Genomic DNA, 13,485 nt, shown 5'->3' on the forward strand with positions numbered 1-13,485 from the left:
GACCTCTCAGGCACCTCGCAGCGCCCGGGCGCGGCCTCCGTCTCCACGATCGGGTCCGGGAACGGCTCACCCGCGACCGCTACGACACCTCCCCCCGCCCCTGCCGAGGCCGTCCCTGCCGAGGCAGTCCCGACTCCGCCGTCCCCGCCGAGTTGCAGTACTCCCGTACCGCGCTCGTGCGTGCCACCACGCGCCCCCTGTGCACCACGATCCGGCTGTACGCGAGGGAGAGCGCGCCGGCGAGGCGGTCGCCGCGGACCGCGAGCAACTCGGCCGGGAATCCCGCCTCCACGCGCACCTCGGGCAGCCCGAGGACGGCCCGCGCGGAGCCGCTCACCGTGTCGTAGGCGTCCTCGGGCCGCAGCCCGTGCCGGGAGGCGAGCTGGTACGCGGCCTCCAGGGGGTCACCGCGCCCCACCGGGTTCGAGACGTCCCGCAGCGCACCGCTTCCGGCCGTCACCCGGACCCCGGCCGCCCGCAGCAGCCGTACCGGAGCCGTGGCCGCGGTGGCCGTCGTGTCCCGCCGGTCGACGGCACCGCAGCCGCCCTGCGGCAGGCACACCACCGCCACCCCGGCCGCCGCGAGCTGGTCGGCGGTCCGGGACACCACCTCGGCGGGCAGCCGGTCGAGACCCGCGCAGGGGCCGAGGGTCACACCGGGCCGCAGTCCGCCGGCCATCGCGGCGAGGCGGGCCAGGCGGGCCGGGTCGGCGGCGTCGGTGTGCAGGTCGACGGGGCAGCCGTACTCCGAGGCCAGCTCCAGGACCGCCTCGGCGTAACCCGTCGGATCGGGGTCGAGGTCCGGGCAGCCGCCCACCACCGAGGCGCCCATCTTCAGCGCGTCCCGCAGCATCGCGAGCCCCTCGGCCCCGGCCGCCCCGGTCAGCACCCGCGGCATCGCCACCGCCGTCAGCTCGGCGAGCCCGCGCAGCGAACGCCGTGCCTGGAGTACGGCCGCCAGCGCGCTCAGCCCCTGGACGTCCCCCACGCGCACATGGGTCCTGAGCGCGGTCGCGCCGTGTCCGAGCTGGAGCAGGGCGGCCTCGGTGGCCCGGCGCTGGACGTCGTGGGGGTCGTAGGAGAGCGGTCCCTCGACGTCGGCCGACAGGGCGGTGTCGCCGTGGGCGTGCGGTTCGGCGGGGGCCGGCAGCAGCAGATAGCCGGTGAGGTCCACACGCGCCCCACGCGCGCGTGGCCCGCCCGCGGCCAGGCTCCCGGCCGTACCGACCGCCTCGATGCGCCCGCCGCCCAGCCGTACGTCCACGGTCCGGCCGTCGGTGAGCCGCGCCCCACACAACAGGAGGCCGGCTGCGTCCGGTCCGCCCGCCGAGGGGGCACCCGACCAGGACGACGAGGAGTGGTGCGGCTGCGGCTGGCTGTCGGGCATCGCGCTCCAGGGGCTCGGGGCTGCGCTGCCCGGAGCCGCCGGAACCGCGCAAGGGACGCAAGATCACGCAGAGTGAGTCGAGCCTAGGGCGGCGGCGCCGCCGTCATCGGGAGGAGCGCAATAGTCGTACCGGTGTGGTCCGCCGTGCCGTAGAGGCTCCGGAGGCCCCCGGGAAGGCCGTGGATCAAGGCACCCGGGGCGCCACGAAACGGATTTGGGCGAACGGCTGCGGACCGTGTAATGTCTTCATCGCTCGCCCCAATAGCTCAGTCGGCAGAGCGTCTCCATGGTAAGGAGAAGGTCTACGGTTCGATTCCGTATTGGGGCTCTGGTGTGTGAGGTTCCCGTCGCGAGGCGGGAACGGATCGCATCACAGCGGTGTAGCTCAGTCGGTAGAGCAAGCGGCTCATAATCGCTGTGTCACCGGTTCAAGTCCGGTCACCGCTACAGACAGTAGCCGATTGTGGGGTCGGTCCTTCGATCGGCTACTCTTCTATGCGTTAAACCCGTCCCATCCGTTCGTCAAGGAGCACTCACGTGGCTGCCACCGACGTCCGCCCGAAGATCACGCTGGCCTGCGTGGAGTGCAAGGAGCGGAACTACATCACCAAGAAGAACCGGCGTAACAACCCGGATCGTATGGAGATGAAGAAGCACTGCCCGCGTTGCAACGCGCACACCGCGCACCGCGAGACGCGATAAATCAGGCTCGTACGCGAGGCCGTCCCCGAGAGATCGGGGGCGGCCTCGCGTCGTTGAGGGACCCCGTACCGACCAGTAGAGCAAGCAGGAGGTGCCGAGCCCATGGCGCTCGACCAGTCCTTCGTGGGGCGGACCTACCCGCCCACCGACCCCTATGAGGTGGGCCGGGAGAAGATCCGCGAGTTCGCCGAGGCGGTGGGGGACACCAACCCCGCGTACACGGACCCGGAAGCCGCCAAGGCGCTCGGCCACGCCGATGTGATCGCCCCGCCGACCTTCGTCTTCTCCATCACCTTCAGGGCGGCCGGACAGGTCGTCCAGGACCCGCAGCTCGGCCTGGACTACAGCCGTGTGGTGCACGGCGACCAGAAGTTCGCCTACGTCCGCCCGGTCAGGGCCGGCGACCGCCTCACCGTCACCTCCACCATCGAGGCGATCAAGTCCATGGCGGGCAACGACATCATCGACATCCGCGGCGAGGTCCACGACGAGGCGGGCGAGCACGTCGTGACCGCCTGGACCAAGCTGGTCGCCCGCGCGGCCGAGGGGGCGTGACGAGGAACATGACGGCGAAGATCGCATACGGCGACGTCGAGGTCGGCACCGAGCTGCCCGCCCAGTCCTTTCCCGTGACCCGTGCCACGCTCGTCCAGTACGCGGGGGCCTCCGGGGACTTCAACCCCATCCACTGGAACGAGAAGTTCGCCAAGGAGGTCGGGCTGCCGGACGTCATCGCGCACGGCATGTTCACCATGGCCGAGGCGATCCGCGTGGTGACCGACTGGACCGGCGACCCGGGCGCGGTCGTCGAGTACGGCGTCCGCTTCACCAAGCCCGTCGTCGTCCCCAACGACGACCAGGGCGCCACGATCGAGGTCAGCGCCAAGGTCGCCGCCAAGCTCGACGACAACACGGTCCGCGTGGACCTCACCGCGACCAGCGCCGGGCAGAAGGTCCTGGGCATGTCGCGAGCGGTCGTACGACTGGCCTGAGGGCCGAGCCCTCTCCAGAGTGCTGATGTAAGGAGCGCCCTCCATGGTGGGGCGCTCCTTACATCCCCTGCTCGACCTGGCGCTTGCCAAGTTAGTGATTGAGTACTAACTTAGCTGCATGGCCAGGATGAGTGCAGAAGAGAGGCGCGAGAGCGTCATCCGCGCGGCGATGATCGAGTTCGCCCGCGGCGGCTACCACGGCACCTCGACCGAGGCGATCGCCAAGCGGGTCGAGGTCTCGCAGCCGTATCTCTTCCGGCTCTTCCCGGGCAAGAAGGCGATCTTCCTGGCGGCGGCGGAGCGCTGTGTGGAGGACACCATCCGCACCTTCGAGGAGGCGTCCAAGGGTCTTCAGGGCGAAGAGGCCCTGCACGCCATGGCGGACGCGTACACCCGGATCATCACGGAGCAGCCCGAGCGGCTCCAGATGCAGATGCAGATGTACGTCGCGGTGAGCTCCGCCGAACAGGAGGGCGACCACGAGTTCGGCGAGGCGGTGCGGACCGGCTGGATGCGGCTGTGGGACACCGTCCACCTGCCGCTCGGCGCGGACATCGACGAGACGACGACGTTCCTGGCGTACGGGATGCTGATCAACTGCCTGGTGGCGATGGGGTTCCCGCCCCAGCACCGGGTCTGGGAAGGGCTCTACCCGTCGGCGCGGATCACCGGCCGGCTGGAGAAATGAGCTCAGTGGAGCAGGCGTCACGGGCGCCTTTTCATGATCGCGAAACTTAGTAATCAATAACTAATCAAACGGAGCTCGCTGGAGGAGCGATGTCACAGCAAGAGCGAGAACAGGCCCTGCCGACCGCACGCCGCGGGGGAGCCGTCTGGGCCCTCGTCATCACCAGCGTCGCCGGATTCATGGCGGCCCTCGACAACCTCGTCGTCACCACCGCCCTGCCCTCCATCCGCGAGGACCTCGGCGGAGCGCTGCACGACCTCGAATGGACCGTCAGCGCCTACACGCTCACCTTCGCGGTCCTGCTGATGACCGGCGCGGCACTCGGCGACCGCTTCGGCCGCCGTCGCCTCTTCCTCATCGGCCTCGCGATCTTCACCGGGGCCTCGACCGCCGCGGCCCTGGCCCCCGGCATCGACTCCCTCATCGCCGCCCGCGCGGTCCAGGGCGTCGGCGCGGCGATCATGATGCCCCTCACGCTCACCCTCCTCACCGCGGCCGTGCCCGCCGCCCGGCGCGGCATGGCGTACGGCATCTGGGGCGCCGTCAACGGACTCGCCGTCGCCTCCGGCCCGCTGATCGGCGGCAGCCTCACCGAGCACGTCTCCTGGCAGTGGATCTTCTGGCTGAACGTCCCGCTCGGCCTCGCCCTGCTGCCCCTGGCCCGCCTCCGCCTCGCCGAGTCCCACGGCACCGGCGCCCGCCTCGACATCCCCGGCACGCTGCTCGCCAGCGGCGGTCTCTTCGGTGTCGTCTACGGCCTGGTCCGCGGCCCGTCCGACGGCTGGACCGACGGGCTGGTCCTGCTCGCCCTGTTCGCCGGCGCCGCCCTGCTCGTGGCCTTCGTCCTCTACAGCACGCGGGCCAAGAACCCCATGCTCCCCATGCGGCTGTTCCGCTCCCGGGCCTTCTCCGGCATCAACGCGGCCAGCCTCCTGATGTTCCTCGGCATGTTCGGCTCGATCTTCCTGCTCAGCCAGTACATGCAGGGCGTCCTCGGCTACTCGCCCACCGAGGCGGGGCTGCGGATGCTGCCCTGGACCGGTATGCCGATGCTCGTCGCGCCGATCGCCGGGATCCTCTCCGACCGCATCGGCGGGCGCCCCGTCGTCGCCACGGGCCTCTTCTTCCAGGCGGCTGGCCTCGCGTACCTGGCCTCCGTGGTCACCGTCGACGCGTCCTACGGCTCGCAGCTGCCCGGTCTCATCCTCAGCGGCATCGGCATGGGCCTGTTCTTCGCCCCCGCGTCCAACCTGGTCATGTCGAGCGTGCGTGCCTCTGAGCAGGGGATCGCGTCCGGTGCCAACAACGCGCTTCGTGAGGTGGGCGGGGCGCTGGGTATCGCCGTCATGGCGTCGATCTTCTCCGCCCAGGGCGGCTACGAGACCGGCCAGTCCTTTGTGGACGGCCTCCAGCCGGCGCTGGTCACGGGGGCGGGGGTGGTGGCCGCCGCGGGGGTGGCGGCGCTGCTGATTCCCTCGCGGGGGGCGGTTGCGGCGGATGTGGTGCGGGGGGCTTCTGAGGGGGCGCGGGAGTTGGAGAGGGTGAGCTGAGTTTTGTGGCGCGACGGTCCCGTCCGGGGAGGGCGGGCCGTTTCGCTTGTGTTGGGCTTGGGCGGTGCGCCTATGGGGGTGCCGGGTTCGGTGGTTTGGCGGGCTGCGGGTGCGTTGTGGCTGGTCGCGCAGTTCCCCGCGCCCCCGCTGCGCTGGGCTTGGGCCGGGCGCCTAGAGGGGTGCCGGGGTCGGGTGTTCGGCGGGTGCGGGTCCGTCGTGGCTGGTCGCGCAGTTCCCCGCGCCCCTGGGGAGTTGCAGTCCACCTGCGCCGTGACGGGACCGTCAGCCTCCGCCGCCCCACCCGACCGTCAGCCGCGCGCGCCGCTCTCCCCGGACCGTTGGCCGTGCGCGCCCGCTCTCCCCGGGCCGTTGGCCGCGCGCGCCCGCTCTCCCCGGACCGTTGGCCGCGTACGGCGGGCAGGGGACGGGGTGGGGGGTGTCCGCCCGCAGCGGCCGGCGTCCGGAGCCGAGAACTGATCGAGAGACCGAGCCGCCGGACCGAGGACGGATACCCCCCACCCCGGCACCGACCCACAACGCAACCGCACGCGCTACGCACGCCCCCACCGGACCGCAAGAGGCCGCCGCAGGCCTCCAGGGGCGCGGGGAACTGCGCAAAACGCCCGCCCCCACCGAACCCGCAGACAAAGACTCGCCCCCACCGAACCCGCAGACAAAGACCCGCCCCCACCGAACCCGCACACGAAGCCCCGCCCCCCACCCCCGTACCCTGTACCGCGTGCAGGAACGACACGACGCCCCCCTCGCCCCCCTCACCACCTTCCGCCTGGGCGGCCCCGCCACCCGCCTCGTCACCGCGACGACCGACGCCGAGGTGATCGAAGTCGTCCGTGAGGCCGACCGCACCCGCACCCCCCTCCTCGTCATCGGCGGCGGCTCCAACCTCGTCATCGGGGACAAGGGATTCGAGGGCACCGCCCTCGTCATCGGCACCCAGGGCTTCGAACTCTCCGGCACCCACCTGGAACTCGCCGCCGGTGAGGTGTGGACCGACGCGGTCGCCCGCACCGTCGACGCCGGACTCGCCGGTATCGAGTGCCTCGCCGGCATCCCCGGCTCCGCAGGCGCGACCCCCATCCAGAACGTCGGCGCCTACGGCCAGGAGGTCTCCTCCACCATCTCCGAGGTCATCGCCTACGACCGCCGCACCGGAGAGACCGTCACCCTCACCAACGACGAGTGCGCCTTCTCCTACCGCCACAGCCGTTTCAAGGAAGACCCGACCCGGTACGTCGTCCTGCGCGTCCGCTTCGAGCTGGAGGACGCCCACGGTCTCTCCGCGCCCGTCAAGTACGCCGAGACCGCCCGCACCCTCGGCGTGGAACCCGGCGACCGCGTCCCCCTCGCCGACGCCCGCGAGACCGTCCTCAAGCTGCGCGCGGGCAAGGGCATGGTCCTGGACCCCGACGACCACGACACCTGGTCGGCCGGCTCCTTCTTCACCAACCCGATCCTCACGGACACCCAGTTCGCCGAGTTCCACGCGCGCGTGAAGCAGCACCTGGGCGCGGACGCCGAACCCCCCGCCTACCCCGCGGGCGACGGCCACACCAAGACCTCCGCGGCCTGGCTGATCGACAAGGCCGGGTTCACCAAGGGCTACGGCGACGGCCCCGCCCGTATCTCCACGAAGCACACCCTGGCCCTCACCAACCGCGGCGACGCGACCACGGAGGACCTCCTGGCCCTCGCCCGAGAGGTCGTGACGGGCGTTCACGAGACCTTCGGCATCACCCTCGTCAACGAGCCCGTGACGGTGGGCGTCAACCTGTAGAAGGCGGGACGGAAACGGGTTGCGGGTACCCGCACCTGACGGCAACCCTGGGCCCATGACGACCAGGGCCAGGACCCCCTCATGCGGCTGAACCTCACCGAGTTCAGACCCCGCACCGGCCCCCGCGAACACCGTGTCGTCCGGCCCCGGCACACCCTGCGCCACACCTCACTGACCGCACCCGAACCGATCGGTCTGCTGCTCGGCGACCACGACGGCCTGAAGCAGCTGGCCGGCCTGTTCTCCTTCGCCGCGTACTCGCGCCACACCGTCGTCCACGTCCCGCTGCGGGAGGGGGTCCCGCCGGACGAGGGGTGGGGCGAGCGCGTCGACCTCGTTCTCGCGCACCACTCGTACGGGCTGCGACCCAGCCGGTGGCCAGCGTTGCGGCGGGCGCTCAAGGCCGGTACCCCCCTGGCCGTACGCACGGACGAGGCGCGCACGCGCAGAGACGCGGACGCCTTCCTACGGCGACGAGCACGCGCCGATCACCGGGACGAGCTGTGGCATGCCACACATGCGCGGACCCTCTTCCTGTTCGGCGACCGGAGCAGCTTCGCCGAGACGGCCATGGGGTGTGCGTACGCGGCGGGCTGGGGGCCGCGACAGAAGCACGTGGCGGAAGGGCGCTCGGCCCTGATGACCGGAATCCGGCTGAAGGACGGCCCCGGTGGCGGTCACCCCTACGAGGTGCTCGTCTCGTTCAAGCCCTATCCGCCCTATGCCCACTTCAAGCGCCCGGGTGACTGAGCCAGTCGTCCACGCCCGACAACAGCTTCGCCTTCACGTCCTCCGGTGCCGCCGAGGCCCGGATCGACTGGCGGGCCAGTTCCGCGAGTTCCGGGTCCGTGAAGCCGTGGTACCGCCGGGCGATCTCGTACTGCGCGGCCAGCCGTGAGCCGAACAGCAGGGGGTCGTCGGCGCCCAGCGCCATCGGCACCCCGGCCTCGAACAGCGTCCGCAGCGGCACGTCCTCCGGCTTCTCGTAGACGCCGAGCGCCACGTTCGACGCCGGGCACACCTCGCACGTCACCTGCCGGTCCGCCAGCCGCTTCAGCAGCCGCGGGTCCTCCGCCGCACGCACCCCGTGCCCGATCCGGTTGGCCTCCAGGTCGTCCAGGCAGTCCCGTACCGACGAGGGGCCGGTCAGCTCACCGCCGTGCGGCGCCGAGAGGAGACCGCCCTCCCGGGCGATGTGGAAGGCGCGGTCGAAGTCCCTTGCCATGCCCCGGCGTTCGTCGTTCGACAGGCCGAAGCCGACCACGCCCCGGTCCGCGTACCGCACCGCGAGCCGGGCCAGTGTGCGCGCGTCCAGCGGGTGCTTCATGCGGTTCGCGGCCACCAGCACCCGCATTCCGAGCCCGGTCTCGCGCGAGGTCGTCTCCACCGCGTCCAGGATGATCTCCAGCGCCGGGATCAGCCCGCCGAGCCGGGGCGCGTACGACGTGGGGTCGACCTGGATCTCCAGCCACCCCGAACCGTCGCGCACGTCCTCCTCGGCGGCCTCCCGCACCAGCCGCCGGATGTCCTCGGGCTCCCTGACGCACGAGCGGGCGGCGTCGTACAGCCGCTGGAACCGGAACCAGCCCCGCTCGTCGGTGGCCCGCAGCCTCGGCGGCTCCCCGCTGGTCAGCGCCTCGACCAGCGCCTCGGGCAGTCGTACCCCGTACTTGTCGGCCAGTTCCAGAACCGTCCCCGGGCGCATCGAGCCGGTGAAATGCAGATGCAGATGGGCTTTCGGCAGCTCAGAGACATCACGTACACGCTCCATTCGCCGATCCTGCCGTACGTCACGGGCGTCCCGGTACCGCTTTCCCCTTTAGTGGTCTTGCTCGCACAAAAAAAGGGACCAGCTCCTCACATGAGGAGCTGGTCCCTGGTGCGGCGAGCTCAGTCCTGCGCCTCCGCCAGCAGCTTCTGGATCCGGCTGACGCCCTCGACGAGATCCTCGTCACCCAGCGCGTACGACAGCCGCAGATAGCCCGGCGTGCCGAAGGCCTCGCCCGGGACGACCGCGACCTCGGCCTCCTCCAGGATCAGCGCGGCCAGCTCGACCGAGTCCTGCGGGCGCTTGCCCCGGATCTCCTTGCCGAGCAGCTCCTTGACCGACGGGTAGGCGTAGAAGGCGCCCTCGGGCTCGGGGCACAGGACGCCGTCGATCTCGTTGAGCATCCGGACGATCGTCTTGCGCCGGCGGTCGAAGGCCGTGCGCATCTCGGCCACCGCGTCGAGGTTGCCGGAGACCGCGGCGAGGGCGGCGACCTGGGCGACGTTCGACACGTTGGAGGTGGCGTGCGACTGGAGGTTGGTCGCGGCCTTGACGACGTCCTTCGGGCCGATGATCCAGCCCACCCGCCAGCCGGTCATGGCGTACGTCTTCGCGACACCGTTGACGACGATGCACTTGTCGCGCAGTTCGGGCAGGAGCGCGGGCAGCGAGGTGAACTTCGCGTCGCCGTAGACGAGGTGCTCGTAGATCTCGTCGGTCAGCACCCACAGGCCGTGCTCGACGGCCCAGCGGCCGATCGCCTCCGCGTCGGCCTGGCTGTAGACCGCGCCGGTCGGGTTGGAGGGGGAGACGAAGAGGACGACCTTGGTCTTCTCGGTGCGGGCCGCCTCCAGCTGCTCGACGGAGACCCGGTAGCCGGTCGTCTCGTCGGCGACCACCTCCACCGGGACACCGCCGGCCAGCCGGATCGACTCCGGGTAGGTCGTCCAGTAGGGCGCCGGGACGATGACCTCGTCGCCCGGGTCGAGGATCGCGGCGAAGGCCTCGTAGATCGCCTGCTTGCCGCCGTTGGTCACCAGGATCTGGGACGGGTCGACCTCGTAGCCGGAGTCGCGCAGCGTCTTCGCGGCGATCGCGGCCTTCAGCTCGGGGAGGCCGCCGGCCGGCGTGTAGCGGTGGTACTTCGGGTTCGAGCAGGCCTCGATCGCGGCCTGGACGATGTAGTCCGGGGTCGGGAAGTCCGGCTCACCGGCGCCGAAGCCGATCACCGGACGCCCGGCGGCCTTGAGGGCCTTGGCCTTGGCGTCCACGGCGAGGGTGGCGGACTCGGAGATCGCGCCGACTCGGGCGGAGACCCGGCGCTCGGTGGGAGGGGTTGCAGCGCTCATGGGACCCATCGTTCCAGACCGGAAACTCCCCCGGCACACGGGTTTCACAGACTGAACATCGGTTGAACAACCGTCCGGATTCGGACCGCACGCTGGGCGATCTTCCGTCCCCAAGGCCCGTACGGGCGCTTTCTGTTCGACGAGGCGCCGCGGACCACGTACACTCTCACCTCGTTGGCCTTCAGCAGCCGCCCCGGCAGGTGCACACCGAGCACCTGGTTGGATGCGGTACGTTGGGGGGCACACAAAGGGTCGTAGCTCAATTGGTAGAGCACCGGTCTCCAAAACCGGCGGTTGGGGGTTCAAGTCCCTCCGGCCCTGCAACACACACACCTTCGCCAGGATGTGTGCGCATGTACGTACAGCAATGCACCGCCGTGCGGCTCCAACCGGGCGCGGCACGGCCACGACCCGGGAACAGGTGAGGACGAATGGCGGACGCCGTGGGCTCCATCGACACGCCTGGCGCCCAGGACGAAGCGCCGGAGACCCAGAAGAAGGCCCGCAAGGGCGGCAAGCGTGCCAAGAAGGGCCCGCTGAAGCGTCTGGGGACCTTCTACCGGCAGATCGTCGCAGAACTCCGCAAGGTCGTCTGGCCGACGCGGAACCAGCTGACGACGTACACGACCGTGGTGATCGTCTTCGTTCTCGTCATGATCGGTCTGGTGACCGTGATTGACTATGGACTCAACCACGCCGCCAAGTACGTATTCGGCTGAGCACAGAGCGAAGGGCGCCGAGGTTACCGGCGCCCCTTTTCGCATGTTCCACCCCTTGTATCCAGGAAGAAGCAGCCACCGTGTCTGACCAGAACCTGAACGACGCCATCGAGCCCGACGAGTCTGTCGACGACGAGCTCGACATCGTCGAGGGCGCGGACGAGGACCTGGACGAGGTCGAGGCTGCCGACGCCGAGGCGGGCGAGCCCGCAGAGGAAGCCGCTCTCCACGCCGAGGACGACACCGAGGACGACTCCGAGGAGGAGTCCGGCGGTGACGTCGAGGCCGTCGAGGACGAGATCGAGGAAGAGCCGGCCGAGCCGGTCGACCCCGTCGCCGCCCTGCGCGAGGAGCTGCGGACCCTTCCCGGCGAGTGGTACGTCATCCACACCTACGCCGGTTACGAGAACCGCGTGAAGACCAACCTCGAGCAGCGTGCCGTCTCGCTGAACGTCGAGGACTACATCTTCCAGGCCGAGGTGCCGCAGGAAGAGGTCGTCCAGATCAAGAACGGCGACCGCAAGACGATCCGTCAGAACAAGCTCCCCGGCTATGTGCTGGTGCGCATGGACCTGACGAACGAGTCCTGGGGCGTCGTCCGCAACACCCCCGGCGTGACCGGCTTCGTGGGCAACGCCTACGACCCGTACCCGCTGACCCTGGACGAGATCGTCAAGATGCTCGCCCCGGAGGCCGAGGAGAAGGCCGCCCGCGAGGCCGCCGAGGCCGAGGGCAAGCCGGCTCCGGCCCGCAAGGTCGAGGTCCAGGTCCTGGACTTCGAGGTCGGCGACTCGGTCACCGTCACCGACGGCCCCTTCGCCACCCTCCAGGCCACGATCAACGAGATCAACGCCGACTCCAAGAAGGTCAAGGGCCTGGTGGAGATCTTCGGTCGCGAGACTCCGGTCGAGCTGTCCTTCGACCAGATCCAGAAGAACTGAGCCGCCTGGCCGACCCGGCCAGAACCGACGAGGACGTCCCCCCGGTGCAGACCGGCAGGGGGCGTCTTCGTCGCTTCCGGCTGCCCGCGATCCTTCTGCTGCCGGCGGCACCGCTGCTGGGTCGACTTCCTCGCCGACGGGAAGCGGGTGGATCCGACGGTGGTTCGCGAGGAGCGTTTGTGCTGTTCGCAGTCGCGTTGACCAGCGGATTTCATGTCCGGAGGGCCGAGCGGCTATCGTAGTGCGGTATGCCATTTGCTGGATGAATCATCCAATTGACGCATCCGAATCACGCAGGTGGCACTCAACCTCTCACTAAGGACCCGGAGAGAGCATGCCTCCCAAGAAGAAGAAGGTCACGGGGCTTATCAAGCTCCAGATCCAGGCCGGTGCCGCCAACCCGGCTCCGCCGGTCGGCCCCGCGCTGGGTCAGCACGGCGTCAACATCATGGAGTTCTGCAAGGCGTACAACGCCGCGACCGAGTCGCAGCGTGGCTGGGTGATCCCGGTGGAGATCACGGTCTACGAGGACCGCTCCTTCACCTTCATCACCAAGACGCCGCCGGCCGCGAAGATGATCCTCAAGGCCGCGGGCATCGAGAAGGGCTCCGGCGAGCCGCACAAGACCAAGGTCGCCAAGATCACCGAGGCGCAGGTCCGCGAGATCGCCACCACCAAGCTCCCCGACCTCAACGCCAACGACCTGGACGCCGCCGCGAAGATCATCGCCGGTACCGCGCGTTCCATGGGCGTCACCGTCGAGGGCTGAGCCCCAACCCCCCGTACAGAAGCAGAAGTGGCAGGGCCGGCTCGGCCCGTACCACGACTCCTAAGAACACACAGGAGCAGTTGTGAGCAAGCGCAGCAAGGCCCTTCGCGCTGCGGACGAGAAGATCGACCGGGAGAAGCTGTACGCCCCGCTCGAGGCCGTCCGTCTCGCCAAGGAGACCTCCACGACCAAGTTCGACGGCACCGTCGAGGTCGCCTTCCGTCTGGGTGTCGACCCGCGCAAGGCCGACCAGATGGTCCGTGGCACCGTGAACCTCCCGCACGGCACCGGTAAGACCGCCCGGGTCCTGGTCTTCGCGACCGGTGACCGTGCCGAGGCCGCTCGTGCCGCGGGCGCCGACATCGTCGGCGCCGACGAGCTCATCGACGAGGTGTCGAAGGGCCGTCTGGACTTCGACGCCGTCGTCGCCACCCCGGACCTCATGGGCAAGGTCGGCCGCCTCGGCCGCGTGCTCGGTCCCCGTGGTCTCATGCCGAACCCCAAGACCGGCACCGTGACCCCGGACGTGACGAAGGCTGTCACGGACATCAAGGGCGGCAAGATCGAGTTCCGCGTCGACAAGCACTCTAACCTGCACTTCATCATCGGCAAGACGTCCTTCGAGGACGACAAGCTGGTGGAGAACTACGGCGCGGCGCTGGAGGAGATCCTCCGTCTGAAGCCGTCCGCCGCCAAGGGCCGCTACATCAAGAAGGCCGCGGTCTCCACCACCATGGGCCCCGGCATCCCGGTCGACCCGAACCGCACCCGCAACCTCCTCGTCGAGGAGGACCCGGCCGCGGTCTGAGACACCGGCCGGCTCAC

The 13,485-nt window shown here is 70.0% G+C and carries 14 protein-coding genes and 3 tRNA genes; 14 read left to right on the forward strand and 3 right to left on the reverse strand.

What is annotated here, in order from left to right; translation table 11 throughout:
- Nucleotides 1-79: 79 nt before the first annotated feature.
- Nucleotides 80-1,387 carry an amidohydrolase family protein gene (locus tag AQJ54_RS01090; RefSeq protein ID WP_062232993.1) on the reverse strand — a complete coding sequence of 436 codons (1,308 nt, stop codon included), beginning with the start codon at nucleotides 1,385-1,387 and terminating at the stop codon, nucleotides 80-82.
- A 255-nt stretch (nucleotides 1,388-1,642) separates the two neighbouring features.
- Here AQJ54_RS01090 and AQJ54_RS01095 point away from each other — a divergent pair.
- From AQJ54_RS01095 to AQJ54_RS01135, 9 genes are all read left to right on the forward strand, one after another.
- Nucleotides 1,643-1,715 (forward strand) — tRNA-Thr (locus tag AQJ54_RS01095).
- Between the two features lie 46 nt (nucleotides 1,716-1,761).
- Nucleotides 1,762-1,834 (forward strand) — tRNA-Met (locus tag AQJ54_RS01100).
- Nucleotides 1,835-1,924: 90 nt separating this feature from the next.
- Entirely contained in the window at nucleotides 1,925-2,089 is a 165-nt protein-coding gene (rpmG, locus tag AQJ54_RS01105; RefSeq protein WP_018834916.1) for a 50S ribosomal protein L33, read from the forward strand.
- Nucleotides 2,090-2,191: 102 nt separating this feature from the next.
- Complete coding sequence (locus AQJ54_RS01110; RefSeq protein ID WP_062232996.1) at nucleotides 2,192-2,644, forward strand: MaoC family dehydratase N-terminal domain-containing protein; 453 nt, start codon at nucleotides 2,192-2,194, stop codon at nucleotides 2,642-2,644.
- Nucleotides 2,645-2,652: 8 nt separating this feature from the next.
- A complete protein-coding gene (locus AQJ54_RS01115) occupies nucleotides 2,653-3,081 on the forward strand; it encodes a MaoC family dehydratase (RefSeq protein ID WP_030317354.1) in 429 nt (142 codons plus the stop codon).
- Nucleotides 3,082-3,199: 118 nt separating this feature from the next.
- Nucleotides 3,200-3,769 (forward strand): TetR/AcrR family transcriptional regulator, encoded by a 570-nt coding sequence (locus tag AQJ54_RS01120; RefSeq protein WP_207917339.1) that lies wholly within the window; start codon nucleotides 3,200-3,202, stop codon nucleotides 3,767-3,769.
- 89 nt (nucleotides 3,770-3,858) lie between these two features.
- Nucleotides 3,859-5,319, forward strand: a complete 1,461-nt coding sequence (locus tag AQJ54_RS01125; protein ID WP_062023354.1) for an MFS transporter — start codon at nucleotides 3,859-3,861, stop codon at nucleotides 5,317-5,319.
- A gap of 739 nt (nucleotides 5,320-6,058) precedes the next feature.
- The gene (locus AQJ54_RS01130) at nucleotides 6,059-7,114 is read left to right on the forward strand and encodes a UDP-N-acetylmuramate dehydrogenase (protein ID WP_062233001.1); all 1,056 of its coding nucleotides are present in this window, start codon (nucleotides 6,059-6,061) and stop codon (nucleotides 7,112-7,114) included.
- Between the two features lie 81 nt (nucleotides 7,115-7,195).
- Entirely contained in the window at nucleotides 7,196-7,864 is a 669-nt protein-coding gene (locus AQJ54_RS01135; RefSeq protein WP_062233004.1) for a hypothetical protein, read from the forward strand.
- On the opposite strand, the gene AQJ54_RS01140 is transcribed toward AQJ54_RS01135, so the two are convergent.
- Both AQJ54_RS01140 and AQJ54_RS01145 read right to left on the reverse strand, forming a co-directional pair.
- Complete coding sequence (locus tag AQJ54_RS01140) at nucleotides 7,845-8,885, reverse strand: adenosine deaminase (protein WP_062233007.1); 1,041 nt, start codon at nucleotides 8,883-8,885, stop codon at nucleotides 7,845-7,847. The two genes, AQJ54_RS01135 and AQJ54_RS01140, sit on opposite strands and share 20 nt — an antisense overlap.
- 119 nt (nucleotides 8,886-9,004) lie before the next feature.
- Nucleotides 9,005-10,231 (reverse strand): pyridoxal phosphate-dependent aminotransferase, encoded by a 1,227-nt coding sequence (locus AQJ54_RS01145; RefSeq protein ID WP_062023362.1) that lies wholly within the window; start codon nucleotides 10,229-10,231, stop codon nucleotides 9,005-9,007.
- Nucleotides 10,232-10,479: 248 nt separating this feature from the next.
- Here AQJ54_RS01145 and AQJ54_RS01150 point away from each other — a divergent pair.
- The 5 genes from AQJ54_RS01150 to rplA all read left to right on the forward strand — a co-directional run bounded on the left by AQJ54_RS01150 (nucleotide 10,480) and on the right by rplA (nucleotide 13,468).
- Nucleotides 10,480-10,552, forward strand: a tRNA-Trp gene (locus AQJ54_RS01150).
- Nucleotides 10,553-10,662: 110 nt separating this feature from the next.
- Nucleotides 10,663-10,950 carry a preprotein translocase subunit SecE gene (gene secE / locus AQJ54_RS01155; protein ID WP_020135829.1) on the forward strand — a complete coding sequence of 96 codons (288 nt, stop codon included), beginning with the start codon at nucleotides 10,663-10,665 and terminating at the stop codon, nucleotides 10,948-10,950.
- An 80-nt stretch (nucleotides 10,951-11,030) separates the two neighbouring features.
- Nucleotides 11,031-11,891, forward strand: a complete 861-nt coding sequence (gene nusG / locus AQJ54_RS01160) for a transcription termination/antitermination protein NusG (protein WP_030317337.1) — start codon at nucleotides 11,031-11,033, stop codon at nucleotides 11,889-11,891.
- Nucleotides 11,892-12,225: 334 nt separating this feature from the next.
- Entirely contained in the window at nucleotides 12,226-12,660 is a 435-nt protein-coding gene (gene rplK / locus AQJ54_RS01165) for a 50S ribosomal protein L11 (RefSeq protein ID WP_030317334.1), read from the forward strand.
- Between the two features lie 82 nt (nucleotides 12,661-12,742).
- Entirely contained in the window at nucleotides 12,743-13,468 is a 726-nt protein-coding gene (gene rplA / locus AQJ54_RS01170) for a 50S ribosomal protein L1 (RefSeq protein WP_062023363.1), read from the forward strand.
- Nucleotides 13,469-13,485 lie beyond the last annotated feature (17 nt).

This window comes from Streptomyces griseorubiginosus (assembly GCF_001514195.1).
Classification (GTDB): Bacteria; Actinomycetota; Actinomycetes; order Streptomycetales; family Streptomycetaceae; genus Streptomyces; species Streptomyces griseorubiginosus.